14 protein-coding genes are annotated in these 15,608 nt (G+C 45.3%); all 14 read left to right on the top strand.

Going from position 1 to position 15,608, the window contains the following annotated elements; translation table 11 throughout:
- Positions 1-72 precede the first annotated feature (72 nt).
- The 14 genes from pilM (at position 73) to OCU36_RS12490 (ending at position 15,453) form a co-directional block, all read left to right on the top strand.
- A complete protein-coding gene (gene pilM / locus OCU36_RS12555; protein WP_261838263.1) occupies positions 73-1,098 on the top strand; it encodes a type IV pilus assembly protein PilM in 1,026 nt (341 codons plus the stop codon).
- The gene (locus tag OCU36_RS12550; RefSeq protein WP_261838262.1) at positions 1,082-1,681 is read left to right on the top strand and encodes a PilN domain-containing protein; all 600 of its coding nucleotides are present in this window, start codon (positions 1,082-1,084) and stop codon (positions 1,679-1,681) included. Before pilM ends, OCU36_RS12550 begins: the two co-directional genes overlap by 17 nt.
- Positions 1,674-2,285: a type IV pilus inner membrane component PilO gene (pilO, locus tag OCU36_RS12545; RefSeq protein ID WP_261838261.1), complete on the top strand. Its 612-nt coding sequence runs from the start codon at positions 1,674-1,676 to the stop codon at positions 2,283-2,285. The genes OCU36_RS12550 and pilO overlap by 8 nt, the downstream gene beginning before the upstream one ends.
- The gene (locus OCU36_RS12540) at positions 2,272-2,790 is read left to right on the top strand and encodes a pilus assembly protein PilP (protein WP_261839738.1); all 519 of its coding nucleotides are present in this window, start codon (positions 2,272-2,274) and stop codon (positions 2,788-2,790) included. Before pilO ends, OCU36_RS12540 begins: the two co-directional genes overlap by 14 nt.
- Before the next feature lie 60 nt (positions 2,791-2,850).
- On the top strand, positions 2,851-4,533 hold the full coding sequence (locus OCU36_RS12535) for a type IV pilus secretin PilQ (RefSeq protein WP_261838260.1): 1,683 nt from the start codon (positions 2,851-2,853) through the stop codon (positions 4,531-4,533).
- Positions 4,534-4,709: 176 nt separating this feature from the next.
- Entirely contained in the window at positions 4,710-5,228 is a 519-nt protein-coding gene (gene aroK / locus OCU36_RS12530; protein WP_017061125.1) for a shikimate kinase AroK, read from the top strand.
- 25 nt (positions 5,229-5,253) lie between these two features.
- Positions 5,254-6,342: a 3-dehydroquinate synthase gene (gene aroB, locus OCU36_RS12525; protein WP_261838259.1), complete on the top strand. Its 1,089-nt coding sequence runs from the start codon at positions 5,254-5,256 to the stop codon at positions 6,340-6,342.
- Positions 6,343-6,421: 79 nt separating this feature from the next.
- Positions 6,422-7,939 (top strand): SPOR domain-containing protein, encoded by a 1,518-nt coding sequence (locus OCU36_RS12520; RefSeq protein WP_261838258.1) that lies wholly within the window; start codon positions 6,422-6,424, stop codon positions 7,937-7,939.
- 69 nt (positions 7,940-8,008) lie between these two features.
- Positions 8,009-8,857 (top strand): Dam family site-specific DNA-(adenine-N6)-methyltransferase, encoded by an 849-nt coding sequence (locus OCU36_RS12515; protein WP_261838257.1) that lies wholly within the window; start codon positions 8,009-8,011, stop codon positions 8,855-8,857.
- A 201-nt stretch (positions 8,858-9,058) separates the two neighbouring features.
- Positions 9,059-9,733: a ribulose-phosphate 3-epimerase gene (gene rpe / locus OCU36_RS12510; RefSeq protein ID WP_261838256.1), complete on the top strand. Its 675-nt coding sequence runs from the start codon at positions 9,059-9,061 to the stop codon at positions 9,731-9,733.
- Between the two features lie 98 nt (positions 9,734-9,831).
- On the top strand, positions 9,832-10,518 hold the full coding sequence (locus OCU36_RS12505; protein ID WP_261838255.1) for a phosphoglycolate phosphatase: 687 nt from the start codon (positions 9,832-9,834) through the stop codon (positions 10,516-10,518).
- A 151-nt stretch (positions 10,519-10,669) separates the two neighbouring features.
- Positions 10,670-11,686 carry a tryptophan--tRNA ligase gene (trpS, locus tag OCU36_RS12500; protein ID WP_261838254.1) on the top strand — a complete coding sequence of 339 codons (1,017 nt, stop codon included), beginning with the start codon at positions 10,670-10,672 and terminating at the stop codon, positions 11,684-11,686.
- A 385-nt stretch (positions 11,687-12,071) separates the two neighbouring features.
- Positions 12,072-14,666, top strand: coding sequence for an ExeM/NucH family extracellular endonuclease (locus OCU36_RS12495; RefSeq protein ID WP_261838253.1), 2,595 nt, complete (start codon positions 12,072-12,074; stop codon positions 14,664-14,666).
- A gap of 208 nt (positions 14,667-14,874) precedes the next feature.
- A complete protein-coding gene (locus OCU36_RS12490) occupies positions 14,875-15,453 on the top strand; it encodes an aminodeoxychorismate/anthranilate synthase component II (protein ID WP_009848915.1) in 579 nt (192 codons plus the stop codon).
- The last annotated feature ends 155 nt before the right edge of the window (positions 15,454-15,608 follow it).

Genomic DNA, 15,608 nt, shown 5'->3' with positions numbered 1-15,608 from the left:
ACGCTTATTTAATTAATAATCACAACCCCTAGATAATCAACGAAATGCTTGGCACTTCAGGAGCTAGGTCAAATGGGTTCATCATCAATTACAGGTATAGATATAAATCAACACAGCATCAAAGCCGTGGTTCTAAAACCCGTTGGGGAATTGTATGCCTTAGTGGGATACAAAGAGCTGCCGATTTTAGACGACATTTTTACAGCCAACCATACTCTGGAGTATCAGAAAACTGTTAAGAAACTCAAAGAACTTAGGAAAGGGTTGCCTTTTGGTAGCCGCAATGTCGCTATTTCTGTACCGGATAACACTGTGATCAGCAAAGTACTGCAAATAGAGAGTGAGTTAGACGACCGAGAAAAGGAGTTTTCGATCTATCAAACCTTTGCTCACCAGTCTCCCTTTCCTATTGAGGATCTGAGTTTAGATTTTGTGAAGCTCGAAGACAAACGATTTAATCAAAGATCGACAACGAGTTACCAAGTTTACGCAACTCGCAAAGAGGTGGTTGATAGCCGATCCGATGCTCTAACCAAAGCAGGATTTAAGCCTGTGGTGGTCGATACACAGGCACATGGATTGCTTAATATCTGGCAGCTGGCTTCGCGTACGCATCCCGAAAAAAAGAACTGGTTGCTGGTGGACTTAGGGGTTGAACAAACCTCGTTAGGCATGATTCCACAAGGCGCAGTCCCGTTTTATAAAGACATTGCTTTTGGTACTCAAGATCTTTACGGCTCAGAGACCCCGAGTGAGATCGAGGGGACATTTGGGACGGTTGAGGATACACATCGGTTTATGGTCAATTTGATCGAAAAGCTCAAACGTCAGTTGCAGCTCTACTCTTCCGTCAATGGCGTTGAGCCTATCTCAGGCATTTGGCTCATGGGCGAAGGAGCCAGTATTCCTATGGTAACTGAAGCGCTAGAGCGTCACTTTCAGTTGAGTTGTGAGTCGTTGAATCTTTTATCTCTGTTTGAGAATAAAGTGATCAAGAAACGTCAGCCGGAGCTGGATTGGAAACGGTTTGGTATTGCGGCAGGGATGGCTTTGACTGGTCTTAAGTGGCAAGGAGAAAGGTATGTTGCATCAAATTAACCTATTACCTTGGCGCGATGAGATTCGTGTTCAGCATAAAAGACGTTTTATTCATTTGCTGATTCTTGGGGCGATCATCGCTTTTGTTGGGCAATGGGCGGTGGGACGCTATTTTCATCACCAGCAAGTACAGCAGCAACATCGCCTTAGTTATCTCAGTCAATACATTGCGGATCTCGAACGACAAATTCAGTTGTTAAAAGTCGCGGAGCAAGAACATAAAACCATTCTGACTCGACTCGATGTGGTGGAATCTTTACAGCGCGGCCGTAATAAAACCACCGATTTTATGAACTTGATGCCAGAGCTGATCCCTGAAGGCGTTTATGTCGACAAGATCAAAATGAATGGTCAGGAGATTGAGATGGCGGGGATCAGTGACAGTACCGCTCGTCTTGCCACTATGTTAGATAACTTAGAGCGTTCCGATTCCCTGAAAGGGGTTGAGATGCATTCTATTGTTCACAATCGTAAACGTTTCAACAAGGAGTTCCAAACCTTCAAGGTCTCTTTTGTATTTAGCCCCATGTCTTTAGAAAATACCGCCGCAAACCTAGAAGAGAAGGGGGCTAATCATGGTTAGCTTTCAAAATCAGGTCAGCTTAAGGGATCTCGATGTTGATGAGATCACCGAATGGCCATTAGTGCCCCAGTTGGTGGTGATTTTCGTATTGATAGTGCTCATTCAAGGGGTTGGGGTTTGGCTTTATATTCTGCCATTGAACGATGAACTGCAGCAGATGAAACAACAAGAGCAGACGCTTAAAGCCACTTTGAGAATCAAAGCGAATAAGGTTGCAGCCTTACCTAAGCTACAGAGCCAACTGGGTGAGTTGACCAGCCGCTACGATTACTTATTAGAGCAGCTCCCCGCTCAAAAGGAACTGGCCAGTATGTTGGCCTCAGTCAATGAGCTTGGCTTGGATAACCAATTGACGTTTACACGGATTGATTGGGGACAAAAGCAGAACCAAGCTTTTCTCTATCGTTTACCGCTCAATATCGAGTTGACCGGTGATTACCATGACATTGGTGATTTCTCTGCGGCCATCGCAAAGTTGCCGCGCATTATTAGCTTTAGTGATGTGAATTGGCAGCGAGTCAGCCAAGAAAGTAGCACGCTGCATTTCAGGGTTAGAGCTTATACCTACCAGTTCAAGCCGGAGGTGAATGATGAAGCCCAGTAAATCACTCTGCGTTATGCTGTTACTGCTTATATTGTCGGGCTGTAAAGCGAGTGAAGATTCGTTAGAAAGTTTTGTGGTACAGGTGGAAGCCAAGGCAAAAAAAGAGGTTGGGCAGCTTGTTCCTGCCAGTGAATTTTCCGCCGCTATTTATCAACGAAGAGCCTCTCGCGCTCCCTTTGAGCTCCCTCAAGAAGCCATTGTGCAAAACCAACCGTTGGTTAAGACAAACTGTTGGCAACCTCGCTCTCGCCCTCGCCATGGAAAGTTAGAAAAGTACCCGCTGAGTCAATTGCGCTTAAAAGGCGTTATGGGCAATGGCTCCAGTGTGTTTGGTTTAGTGCAAACACCGAGGGGCAACGTGGTGAATGTCAAGAAAGGTCAGTTTATTGGGTTAAACAATGGTCGAGTTACCAAAGTGACAAGCCAATACGTTCAGATCAATGAAACGCTTCCAGATGGCTTAGGTTGTTGGCATAAGCGCAATGTTAGGCTTGCCCTGAAGTAACCCCAATGTCACATGATGTGGATATGAGATGCAATTATGATTAAAGGAATAGGTGGCACGATGAGCAAAGGACTGCAAGGTATAGTGTTGTCCGTAATGTTGTTTTTTACAGTAATGAGTTATGCAGAAACCACCAACCGATTGGAGAATATCGATTTTAGGGTCAACAAGGATCAAGATGCCGTCATCATTATCGAGCTGGCGACCAGTACCGCTGTCGTCGATGTTCAAAAAGTTCAAGAAGGGTTGAGTATTGAATTGCTCAATACTGAGGTTGATGACGACAAGGTTAATTTGTTGGATGTAAAAGACTTTGCCACTTTAGTGGCAGAGATAGAGGTTATTAGAGAGGCGCCAAGTACTCGATTGCTCGCCACAATCACTGATGATTATCAATACGAGTACAACCTAGAAGGTCGCTTTATCGAGGTTATCGTGCGTAAGCCTTTAGTTAAAGAAGGTGAGCCTGAGAAGAGTGTGTTAGAGAAAAAGGGCAAACTCATCTCAATTAACTTTCAAGACATCCCTGTTCGTAATGTTCTTCAGCTCATTGCTGACTACAACGATTTTAACCTAGTGGTATCTGATTCGGTAGCCGGAAACCTGACTTTACGCTTAGATGGCGTACCTTGGCAGCAAGTTCTCGACATTATCTTGCAAGTTAAAGGCTTAGATAAACGCGTTGATGGCAATGTTATCTTGGTTGCGCCCAAAGCCGAACTCGACCTTCGTGAACAGCAAGCGCTAGAGAAATCTCGTTTGGAAGAGGAGTTGGGAGAGCTGACATCGGAAATCATTAAGATCAACTTTGCTAAAGCCACCGACATTGCCGACATGATTGGTGGTGAGAGTTCGGTGAGTATGTTGTCTGATCGCGGTTCAATTACGATTGATGAGCGTACCAACTCACTATTGATTCGTGAGCTAGCAGAGAACATTGCGGTGATACGAAGTATCATTGAATCTTTGGACATTCCTGTGAAGCAAGTGCAGATAGAAGCTCGGATTGTCACCATTACGGAGGGGAACCTTGATGAGTTAGGGGTGCGTTGGGGTGTTTCCTCAACCAACGGAAGCTTCACTGTTGGCGGATCTATAGAGGGCAATCACCGCTCTTCAATTGCTCCTTATGTCGGAAATAACGCGGTTGATGATTATCTCAATGTGAACTTGGGAGCGACTTCTCCGAACGCGTCGAGTATTGCATTTCAGGTCGCCAAACTCGGTTCTGATACCTTACTCGACCTTGAACTGTCGGCACTGCAACAAGAGTCGAAAGCCGAGATTATTTCTAGCCCACGCTTAATCACGACCAACAAAAAGCCCGCTTATATTGAGCAAGGTACTGAAATCCCTTATTTAGAGTCATCTTCAAGTGGTGCAACATCGGTCGCATTTAAGAAAGCAGTATTGAGCCTCAAGGTGACACCGCAGATCACTCCAGATAATCGCTTAGTGTTGGATTTAAGTGTGACTCAAGATAGGCCTGGGCAAGTTGTTAAAACCGGAACGGGTGAAGCCGTGGCCATCAACACTCAAAGGATTGGCACGCAAGTGCTTGTTAATAATGGTGAAACCGTCGTGCTTGGTGGGATTTTTCAACACAGTGTGAGCAGTACCGTTGATAAAGTTCCTCTGTTGGGAGACCTGCCTGTTTTAGGCGCATTGTTCCGTCGCAGCTATGAAAATGTCGGCAAAAGTGAACTGCTTATTTTCGTTACACCTAAAGTTGTGATTCAGTAATGAACAATTAGATTAAAAATAAAGTTGCATTAGTGGCACCTAACCTTGATAATTTCGGGTCTTATCACGAATTATCTGTGAGGAATCGGTGCCACAGGCCTTTTAATTTCAGTACTTGTACTGACCTACCTTGTGGCGATGTCATTGAATTAACGTTGTAAATTACTGCTAAAAACATGGCTGAGAAACGCAATATTTTTCTTGTTGGCCCAATGGGCGCCGGCAAAAGTACAATTGGTAGACACCTAGCTTCCCAACTTCATATGGAGTTTCTAGACTCTGACACTGTGATCGAAGAGCGCACTGGCGCAGACATCGCATGGGTTTTTGATGTTGAGGGCGAAGAAGGTTTCCGTAAGCGCGAAGAATCTGTAATCAATGATCTGACAGAAGAACAAGGTATTGTTCTTGCGACAGGTGGTGGTTCAGTGTTGAGCAAAGAAAACCGTAACCGTCTATCTGCACGAGGCATTGTTGTATACCTAGAGACAACAATTGAAAAGCAACTTGCTCGCACTAACCGCGACAAGAAACGCCCTCTACTTCAAACAGACAACCCGCGTGATGTGCTAGAAGATCTAGCGGTATCTCGCAACGCACTATACGAAGAAGTGGCGGACTACACCGTTCGTACTGATGACCAAAGTGCAAAAGTGGTAGCCAACCAGATCGTAAAAATGCTAGAAGAACGTTAAGTTCATTTTTTCGGAGAGCAAACCCATGGAACGGATTACGGTCAATCTAGCTGAGCGTAGCTACCCTATCTCTATTGGCGCCGGGTTATTTGAAGACCCGGCGTACCTTTCTTTTTTATCCGGCAAACAGAAAGTTGTTGTTGTCAGTAATGTGACAGTCGCGCCTCTTTATGCCGATAAAATTTTATCGTTACTGGATCAAGTCGGTTGTCAAACTTCTCTTTTAGAGTTGCCCGACGGCGAGCAGTACAAAACGCTGGAAACGTTCAACTCAGTGATGAGCTATATGCTTGAAGGAAATTACAGCCGCGATGTGGTGGTGATTGCTTTAGGTGGTGGTGTTATCGGTGATTTGGTCGGTTTTGCTGCTTCTTGTTACCAGCGTGGTATTGATTTCATTCAAATTCCGACGACCCTTCTGTCTCAAGTGGACTCCTCTGTCGGTGGTAAAACCGCCGTGAACCATCCTCTTGGTAAGAATATGATCGGTGCTTTCTATCAACCCAAATCGGTCATCATTGATACCAACTGTTTATCAACGCTTCCCGAGCGTGAGTTCGCCGCGGGTATGGCGGAGGTGATCAAATATGGCATTATTTACGATGAAGCCTTCTTTGGTTGGTTGGAGCAGAATCTAGAGAAACTTTATCAACTTGATGAAGAGGCACTGATTACCGCGATTGCTCGTTGTTGTGCAATTAAGGCTGAAGTGGTTGCTCTGGATGAAAAAGAGTCCGGAATCCGAGCGTTATTGAACCTAGGTCATACATTTGGTCATGCGATTGAAGCCGAACTAGGCTATGGTAATTGGCTACATGGTGAAGCTGTGTCGTCAGGCACTGTAATGGCAGCGAAAACAGCTCAATTACAGGGACTGATCTCTCAGCCGCAACTTGAGCGAATTATTTCTATACTCAAGAATGCGAAACTGCCAATCCATACGCCAGAAAGCATGTCTTTTGAAGACTTTATAAAGCACATGATGCGCGATAAAAAAGTGCTGTCTGGTCAGTTGCGTTTGGTATTGCCAACAAGTATTGGTACTGCTGAAGTGGTTGCTGATGTGCCTCAAGACATCATTAAACAAGCGATCGATTTCTGCCGTACTCTTTAAATTTGGTTGTGAGGTTGCTTAGCCAAGTGCTGGGCAACTGAAGCGTTTTACTGATCGGTCTTATCAGTAGGGATCCCCAATGAGTTTGGCTCATGAATTAAGAGTATTAGAGTTAGAGTCTCAAGTTGAACTGCTAGAGCGTTTACAGCTTTTGACGAACTTTGGTTCAAACCTTGTGACGGTTGCAGGCAAACCTGGCTCTGGCCGTTCTTGGTTAGCTCAACGTTATCTTGAAGCATGGTCGACAGAAAAAAATCAGTGTTTACTGCTTTGTCATCCAAGCCAAGATGATCAACAACGCCGCGCGATTATTCTTAGCCAAATTGTTTCTGACCCCTTGTTTAATCAACACGATGCTTTATCCGATAGCCTAACAAGGTTGCTGGATGGAGAGCCGTGTCATGTGGTTATCGTCGTCGATGATGCCCAACGACTCTCTGAGCTATTGGTATCCGAATTATGGATGTTGGTACTGGAAGCTCAATCAAACCCTCAATGGACGATCAATATCGTTCTCTTCTCGGAGAGTGGCCAGCTAGAGACGCTATTAACGCGTTTGAGTTACGGTCAACCACACAAGCCTATCGAGTTCGAGATCGATGATCTTTCGCAACCAGAAGCAGAACATTTCTTTGAATCATTAGTGATTCGATATGTTGATGATGAGTCTGAAACTCGTGTGCGACGTGCGTTTAATAAAGCGCAGCCTCTGCCCGGAGAGTTAATGGCTCTAGGAGAATTGAAAGTGGAAAAAAGGATTATTATTCGCTCAATTATTGGCTCACCCATCAATATTGCGATGGTTGTCGCCTTGTTGTTGGTTTTAATTGGTGGTGGCTATTGGTGGATGTTCAGTCAACCAACACCTGACGATAAAGCGCAGTCTTTTATCACGCCAATTGAACAGACAGCCATACCGAGTTTCGAACTAGAAAAGGGTCGTGAGCAAACTGGCCCGGATGGAACGGTTGATTCTGATACAACAACCGACCTGAGTTACCATGGTGCTGACGACGACAGTTCATCTTTGCCACCGGTTGTGGTTGAAGAGACAGCCAGTGTTGGTGAGATAACACAAGATCAGCAGCGTGTCGTCATTACCTCTGATGTGGTTGATGCTTTACTTGATGATAAGCCGAAAAGTGCCGATACCAGTGCGATTAATGCGGCTGTTGAAGACAATGCCGACGCTGCTGTGAACTCGCAACCAGAATCAACAGAAGCCGAGACACCATCGTCAGTTGATCAAGAGTCCGATTTAACTCAATCGACACCGCCGACGAAAAAAATTACATTCTCATTTGCTCGTGAAGCGTTACAAGCTATCTCGCCGCGAGCTTACACCTTGCAGTTGAGTGCGATGACATCATTAGAAGATGTGCAATCTTTTATTGAAGAGTATGACCTTGAGAACAAGGTTCGTATCTATCCAACGCTTCGCAATGATAGAAAGTGGTTTATTATCACTTATCAAGATTACCCAACGATCCAGGTGGCGCGAGATGCAGTAAGCTCGCTACCGAAAGCACTTCAAGAGTTGCAGCCTTGGGCAAAATCGATGAATCAAGTACATCGAGAGATAGAACGTGCGAAATAACCCTGAGCTTCGCCTCAAAATATGTTACATTCCGCAGCCTTATTTTTGTGTTGATAGATAGAGCAGTAAATGAAAAAGCAGCGTGCCTTTCTAAAATGGGCTGGTGGTAAATATGGCCTAGTTGAAGACATCCAACGTCACCTGCCACCTGCTCGTAAATTGGTCGAACCGTTTGTGGGTGCTGGTTCAGTGTTTTTGAATACTGACTTTGAACAGTACCTACTTGCGGATATCAATCCCGATCTTATCAACTTGTATAACCTTCTAAAAACCGATCCTCAAACCTACATTACAGAAGCGAAGCGTTGGTTCTGCCCTGAGAATAATCGCAAAGAAGTGTTCTTAGATATTCGCGCGCAGTTTAACGCTACCGATAATGTTATGTATCGCTCGCTGGCTTTTTTGTATATGAATCGATTTGGCTTCAATGGCCTGTGTCGTTATAACAAGAAGGGCGGTTTTAACGTTCCGTTTGGCTCTTATAAAAAGCCATACTTTCCAGAAGCTGAGCTGGAGTTTTTTGCCGAAAAAGCGAAGAAAGCCACGTTTGTTTGTGAGGGATACCATGAAACCTTTAGCCGCGCGCGCAAAGGTTGTGTGGTTTACTGTGATCCTCCATACGCACCACTGTCGAACACGGCTAACTTTACCTCTTACGCCGGTAATGGCTTTAGCTTAGATGATCAAGCCGCTTTGGCGGATGTGGCTGAAAGAGCGGCAATGGAGCGCGGTATCCCAGTGTTAATTTCAAACCACGACACGACATTAACCCGTCGCTTATACCATGGCGCGGAATTGAACGTGGTTAAGGTGAAACGCACCATCAGCCGCAATGGCGCAGGGCGTAATAAAGTTGATGAGCTATTGGCGCTTTTCCATAAAGAGAAAAACCAGCAGCACGCATCAGCGGAACAGTAATGGTCAGAATCTCCGCCAAACTCATTAAATTGAGTGACCAACGGATACTTTCTTAAACTAATCTTTCGAACTGCTAGGATCTGCTTAACTGCTTAGGTAGAATTGCACACCAAATAGTCTTGGGATTGAGTCTTATATTTGTGTATGAGATGTCACCAAGGCGGTGATATTCGCAATTTACTCACTCTTAAGAGGTTTGGTATGAAAGATTTTCTCATCGCTCCATCAATTTTGTCTGCAGATTTTGCTCGTCTTGGTGAAGACGTAGAAAAAGTACTCGCAGCCGGTGCCGAGGTTGTGCACTTTGATGTGATGGACAACCACTACGTACCTAACCTGACTTTTGGCGCGCCTATTTGTAAAGCGCTACGTGACTACGGTATTACGGCTCCTATCGATGTTCACCTTATGGTTAAGCCAGTGGACAGCATCGTGCCTGAGTTTGCGAAAGCGGGTGCATCAATGATTACCTTCCACGTTGAAGCGTCAGAGCACATCGATCGCACTCTACAGCTAATCAAAGAGCACGGCTGTAAAGCGGGTGTGGTTCTTAACCCTGCAACGCCACTTTCTTGCCTAGATTATATTATGGACAAAGTAGACATGATTCTACTGATGTCTGTGAACCCTGGCTTCGGCGGTCAATCTTTCATTCCTCACACGCTAGATAAACTGCGTGCTGTTCGTAAGCTGATTGATGAGTCAGGCCGTGATATTCGCCTTGAGATTGATGGTGGTGTCAAGGTGGATAACATCCGTGAAATTGCAGAAGCGGGTGCAGATATGTTCGTTGCTGGCTCAGCTATCTTCAATCAACCGGATTACAAAGCAGTGATTGATGAGATGCGTGCAGAACTTGCAAAAGTAAACGCATAATCGTAAAACTACAGATTGAATATTAAGGGGCTCATTGGCCCCTTTTTTACGTCTTATCGCTCAACTCATAAGACGAGCATAATAAATAGGAAAGTAAGATGTCATTAAGCGCAATAAAACTGATCGCCTTTGATTTAGATGGAACCTTGTTAGATAGCGTGCCTGATTTGGCCGTTGCTGCTGACCAAGCTTGTCAGGCGTTAGGCTTCCCTTCAGTGAGTGAAGAACAAGTTCGCGACTACGTGGGTAATGGGGCTGACGTACTTATCGGACGCTCATTGAGCTGTAACATGACGGTTGATCCTAACCTTGAGCCAGAGCTACTGAAAAAAGCGCGCATCTTGTTTGATGATTTCTACGAGCAGGGGGGGCACCAGCTAAGTCATCTTTATCCATCGGTTAAAGAGACATTGGCTGAGCTAGACAAAGCGGGCTTCACGATGGCGCTGGTCACCAACAAGCCTTCGAAGTTTGTCCCAGACGTTCTGGCGCAACACGGTATTGAACAGTACTTTGTTGATGTGTTGGGTGGCGACTCTTTTCCAGAGAAAAAGCCGAATCCTGTCGCGCTGAACTGGTTGCTAGAAAAGCACAATGTTAAAGCGGAAGAGATGCTGATGGTTGGCGATTCCAGCAACGACATTAAAGCGGCGAAGAATGCAGGCTGTCACTCGTTGGGTCTGACTTACGGCTATAACCATGGCGAACCGATTTCAGCATCAACCCCTGACTATATCGCAGACAACATCGCGCAATTACTCGATGTCGTTCTCGTTTCAGCATAAAGCGGACAAAAGTTAGCGAACCTACTAGCAAAATACTTATCAATGAGTACACTGGATGAGCCGCGCAGAAAGAGCTGTGCGGCTTTTCTATATTTAAGTTAAGAAGCTAAGCGATCAATAAACTTAGCGAATAAGCAAAGGAATTAAAACCATGAGCAAGCCCATCGTATTGAGTGGTGTTCAACCATCTGGTGAACTAAGTATCGGTAACTACTTGGGTGCTCTACGTCAATGGCAACAGATGCAAGATGATTACGATTGCCAATACTGTGTTGTAGACCTTCACGCAATTACGGTTCGCCAAGATCCGAAAGCCCTGCATGAAGCGACTCTCGACGCACTAGCAATCTGTCTTGCTGTCGGTGTTGATCCAAAGAAGAGCACGCTATTTGTTCAGTCACACGTACCAGAGCATGCTCAACTTGGTTGGCTTCTTAACTGTTACACACAAATGGGTGAGCTGAGCCGTATGACTCAGTTTAAAGACAAGTCTGCACGTCACTCAAACGACGTCAACGTCGGCCTATACGACTACCCAGTGTTGATGGCAGCAGACATCCTGCTTTACGGTGCTCACCAAGTACCGGTCGGTAGCGACCAGAAACAACACTTAGAGCTAGCGCGTGATATCGCAACTCGCTTTAACAACATCTACGGCCCTGAAACGCCAATCTTCCAAGTACCAGAACCTTACATTCCAACAGTGAATGCACGTGTCATGAGTCTGCAAGATGCAACGAAGAAGATGTCTAAGTCGGACGACAACCGTAAGAACGTGATTACTCTGCTAGAAGAGCCTAAGTCGATCATCAAGAAGATCAACAAAGCGCAAACGGATGCAGAAACACCACCACGCATTGCTCACGAGTGGGAAAACAAAGCGGGTATCTCTAACCTAATGGGTCTGTACTCTGCAGCGACGGGGAAAACGTTCGAAGAGATCGAAGCGCAGTACCAAGGCGTTGAAATGTACGGTCCGTTCAAGAAAGACGTAGGCGCAGCATTGGTTGAAATGCTTGATCCGATTCAAGCTGAATACCACCGTATTCGTGCTGACCGTGCTTACATGGACGCTGTTATGAAAGCGGGTGCTGAAAAAGCCTCTGAGCGTGCTGCAGTCACACTGAAAAAAGCATATGAAGCAGTTGGCTTTGTTACTCGCCCATAGGGTGAATTAACACACCTCGCTTGAGAATTTGAGCCCAAAGTCGCTTTTGTTTACTTTGGGCTTTTTTATGTCTTTTCTCTTTGAATTTCCCACAAATGCATTGTTTTAATTGATGATTTACACATTAAATCGTTAACACATTCATCTCATTAACGTTGTGTTATTGATCTTATTCATTCCCTTCAAGCTTTATACCATCAAGCTCATTTCTATTTATGTTGAAAATATATAACGTGCCAAACAATTGATGATTCCAAAGTGATAAGCTCCTCATTTTCTTGCCAATGGACTTATTCCTTTCATAAATAAACCTGATAGTGACCACCAAATACATGACTGCCCATAGATGGCAGTGACTATAAATCGATGAACTCAGGTGAAACGGATGGCTCTTTTACACAAACCTTCATTGCTAGCAGTGGCAATCGGTAGCTTGTTAACCACAAGTGCACACGCTGATTTGTTTATTTCACAATATGTGGAAGGCGGCAGCTATAACAAAGCGGTTGAGATTGCCAATAGTGGCGATAGCAGCATTAATTTAGATGGTTACTCGTTGGCGAAGTCTGCCAATGGCAACGGATCATGGGGTGCCACTTTACCTTTAGATGGCCACGTTTTAGCGCCCGGTGAAGTACTTGTGGTCGCGCACTCGAGTGCAAGTGATGAGATCAAAGCGGTCGCTGACATTCTCAATGCTTCGCTGGCCAATCATAATGGTGATGACCCGCTGGCTATCTTGAATTCAGATGGAACGGTACATGATGTTGTTGGTTTGATGGGCGATGTGGACTGGGGTAAAGATGTTACTTTGGTTCGTGCGACACAAACACCTTCTGCGACGTTTGACGCTTCACAATGGGTATCGCTACCAAAAGACAGCATTGAAGGCTTAGGTTCACTGGACAGTGTTGAACTGCCAGAAGCGTTTACCTGTACACAAGATGGTTCAGACCCGGTATTCACCACCATTCAAGAAATCCAAGGTGAGGGTGCAACATCACCGTTCATTGATGGCTACCCGTACATCACCGACGATGAATACTTCGTCAAAGGTGTAGTAAGTGCGGTGACAACGGGCCTAACTAAAGGCTTCTACCTGCAGGCACTTGAGGACGATGTTAATTCAAGCACTTCTGAAGGCTTATTTATTCATACCAACCAGTCGAACTCAGAATTAGCGGCGGGTGATGTGGTGTGTGTGAAAGGTAAGGTTCAAGAATACTACAGCCACACTCAGCTTAAAGTTGAAAACAACCAATGGATAAAGCAGGGTGAGCAGCAAGCGCCACAAGCGACAGCGATTGAAGCGCTAGACAGTGATGAAAACTTCGCAGCAACGCTTGAGCGCTATGAAGGCATGTTGGTGAAAACAACCGAAGCGCTTGATATGCGTGTGACGCGTACTTTTGGTTATGACTACGCCGGTCGTCGTAACAATATGGTATTGGCCCACGAGCGTATCAACATGCAGCCGAACCAGCTTTTCGCCGCGGGATCTGACGAAGCAAAGCAGCAAACGGAAGACAACGCAGACCGCCGTCTTTTCGTTGAAACCGATCAAAAAGCGGCGGATGGACAAGTCCCTTTCTACCCAGATTTTGGCCGCACTGATATCGACCAAGATGGTTCAACAGAAGATTACATCCGCATTGATGACACCATTGTTGGTCTAGAAGGTGTTCTGACCTACAGCTACGGTGAGTACCGTTTAATTGCGACCAACCAGATCTCGGCTGAAAACTTCGTTCGTAACGATCCGCGTACCGACAAACCAGACATGGATGAAGGCGACCTACGTATCGCGACCTTTAACGTATTGAACTACTTTAACTCTCCATTTGGTGGCGACGCGAATCAGCACGGTAATAACCGTGGCGCGAACACCATCACTGAGTTTGAAATGCAGCAAGAGAAGATTGTGAACGCGATTCTTCGTCTAGACGCTGACATCATTGGTTTGATGGAAATTGAGAACAACGGCTTTGGTGAAGGTTCAGCGATTCAACAGCTTGTTAACCAACTGAATGATCGTATTGAACGTAAGAAAGACCGTTATACCTTTGTGGCTGTCGACTCGAACGAAGATGGCGTAACCGACGAGATGGACTCGATTGGTACTGACGTAATCACAACCGGTGTTATCTACCGTAAGAAGGTGGTGAAGCTTAAAGACAGCCGTGTTATCGCGATGCCAAGCCAACAAGCACCAGAGGTGTTAGACGATTCAGGTAAGGTGATTGAAGACGGTAAGAACTACCAACGTGACTCATTGGCGCCAACCTTTAAAGTTAAAGGCACCAAAGAGAAGCTCACCGTAGCGATTAACCACTTTAAGTCAAAAGGCTCTAAGTGTTGGGAAGATGCAGCACCGGTTGAGCAGGGCGGCCAAGGTGGCGTTGATGCCGATAAGCAAGGATCATGTGAGAACTTCCGTGTTGCTGCGGCAGTTGCACTGGGTGAAGCGCTAGACGGCATCAAAGGCCATAAAGTGATTCTGGGTGATATGAACTCGTACGGCATGGAAGATCCAATGCTGGTGCTAACCGATTACTCGGAAGAGAAATACGGTAAGCAAATCAAAGCAGCTCGTAATACTTACATTGATGGTGTTGAGCAGTTTGGTGATAGCGGTGCGGTGATTACGAAGAACTACGGTTACATCAATGCTGTGGCTCAAAAGCACCCAGACAGCTGGAGCTACTCATACAATGATGAGGTAGGCGCTTTGGACCACCTGCTGATCAGTGACAGCCTGAAAGATAGGGTGGTTGATGCTACCGATTGGCACATCAATGGTGGTGAGTCGACGTTGTTTGATTACAATGAAGAGTACAAAGGCGATCTGCCTAAGTACCAAGATCACTTCCGTTCATCGGATCATGACCCTGCGGTTCTTGAGCTGCGAGTCGGTGGTTCATTTAGCTTCGGTGCTTTGATGTCACTATTTGGCTTAGCAATGTGGCGTCGTCACAAGTAACTCAATCGCAAATTCGCAAATAGATTGGCAAGCCATACAAGCAAGCCAATTCAGATAACTTAACGCTATCTGTAAACAATTAAGGTCAACGTAGGTTGGCCTTAATTATTGGCTAAATGCAGTTTCCACTTGCCTTTCGCCATGGGTATTGCACAATACCGCCCCTATATCTCCCAATCCTTTAGTATTTAGCAAACGATTTCTACCCATGTTACTTATCATCGATAACTACGACTCTTTTACCTATAACTTGTATCAGTATTTCTGTGAGTTAGGGGTCACTGTAAAAGTCGTTCGCAATGATGAGATTGATATTGCGGGCATTGAAGCGCTAAATCCTAGTCATCTTGTTATCTCGCCGGGTCCTTGCACACCGGATGATGCAGGTATCTCTCTACAGGTGATTGAACACTTCGTCGGTAAGTTACCGATCTTAGGTGTGTGTCTTGGCCATCAAGCCATTGCTCAAGTCTTTGGTGGTGAAGTGGTGAGAGCCAGACAAGTGATGCATGGTAAAACCTCGCCGATCCGTCATAACGGTAAGAGCGTTTTTCAAGGTCTTAATAACCCTTTAACTGTCACGCGTTACCACTCTTTAGTGGTGAAAAACGGCACATTACCAGACTGCTTTGAACTGACGTCTTGGACAGAATTTGAAGATGGCAGTATGGATGAGATTATGGGTTATCAACATAAAACCTTGCCAATTGATGCCGTACAATTCCACCCTGAATCGATTAAAACAGAGCAAGGACACCAGCTTCTCGCTAACTTCCTTGCACGCTGAGTGTTTTAATTTGACGCTTTCATCGTCTAGATAAGCCAGTTAAACGTATTCCATCACTGATTAAACGTCTCAATTTGGGCTATGTGCGCCTTCATCGTTCTGACATCGATCACTTTTTATAACATTTTTCTCTCGTCAGGCTAAGTTTTTAGCCT

Origin of the sequence: Vibrio artabrorum, assembly GCF_024347295.1 — a bacterium.
Lineage (GTDB): Bacteria > Pseudomonadota > Gammaproteobacteria > Enterobacterales > Vibrionaceae > Vibrio > Vibrio artabrorum.
Note: the sequence above shows the minus strand (reverse complement) of the source record. Positions and strands in the feature narration are given on the sequence as shown.

What these genes read in the sequence shown, in the direction of transcription:
- pilM (WP_261838263.1), top strand. Translation starts at nt 73, where the DNA reads ATGGGTTCATCATCAATTACAGGTATAGATATAAATCAACACAGCATC.
- OCU36_RS12515 (WP_261838257.1), top strand. Translation starts at nt 8,009, where the DNA reads ATGAAAAAGCAGCGTGCCTTTCTAAAATGGGCTGGTGGTAAATATGGC.
- pilO (WP_261838261.1), top strand. Translation starts at nt 1,674, where the DNA reads ATGGTTAGCTTTCAAAATCAGGTCAGCTTAAGGGATCTCGATGTTGAT.
- OCU36_RS12535 (WP_261838260.1), top strand. Translation starts at nt 2,851, where the DNA reads ATGAGCAAAGGACTGCAAGGTATAGTGTTGTCCGTAATGTTGTTTTTT.
- trpS (WP_261838254.1), top strand. Translation starts at nt 10,670, where the DNA reads ATGAGCAAGCCCATCGTATTGAGTGGTGTTCAACCATCTGGTGAACTA.
- OCU36_RS12490 (WP_009848915.1), top strand. Translation starts at nt 14,875, where the DNA reads ATGTTACTTATCATCGATAACTACGACTCTTTTACCTATAACTTGTAT.
- aroB (WP_261838259.1), top strand. Translation starts at nt 5,254, where the DNA reads ATGGAACGGATTACGGTCAATCTAGCTGAGCGTAGCTACCCTATCTCT.
- rpe (WP_261838256.1), top strand. Translation starts at nt 9,059, where the DNA reads ATGAAAGATTTTCTCATCGCTCCATCAATTTTGTCTGCAGATTTTGCT.
- OCU36_RS12505 (WP_261838255.1), top strand. Translation starts at nt 9,832, where the DNA reads ATGTCATTAAGCGCAATAAAACTGATCGCCTTTGATTTAGATGGAACC.
- aroK (WP_017061125.1), top strand. Translation starts at nt 4,710, where the DNA reads ATGGCTGAGAAACGCAATATTTTTCTTGTTGGCCCAATGGGCGCCGGC.
- OCU36_RS12540 (WP_261839738.1), top strand. Translation starts at nt 2,272, where the DNA reads ATGAAGCCCAGTAAATCACTCTGCGTTATGCTGTTACTGCTTATATTG.
- OCU36_RS12520 (WP_261838258.1), top strand. Translation starts at nt 6,422, where the DNA reads ATGAGTTTGGCTCATGAATTAAGAGTATTAGAGTTAGAGTCTCAAGTT.
- OCU36_RS12550 (WP_261838262.1), top strand. Translation starts at nt 1,082, where the DNA reads ATGTTGCATCAAATTAACCTATTACCTTGGCGCGATGAGATTCGTGTT.
- OCU36_RS12495 (WP_261838253.1), top strand. Translation starts at nt 12,072, where the DNA reads ATGGCTCTTTTACACAAACCTTCATTGCTAGCAGTGGCAATCGGTAGC.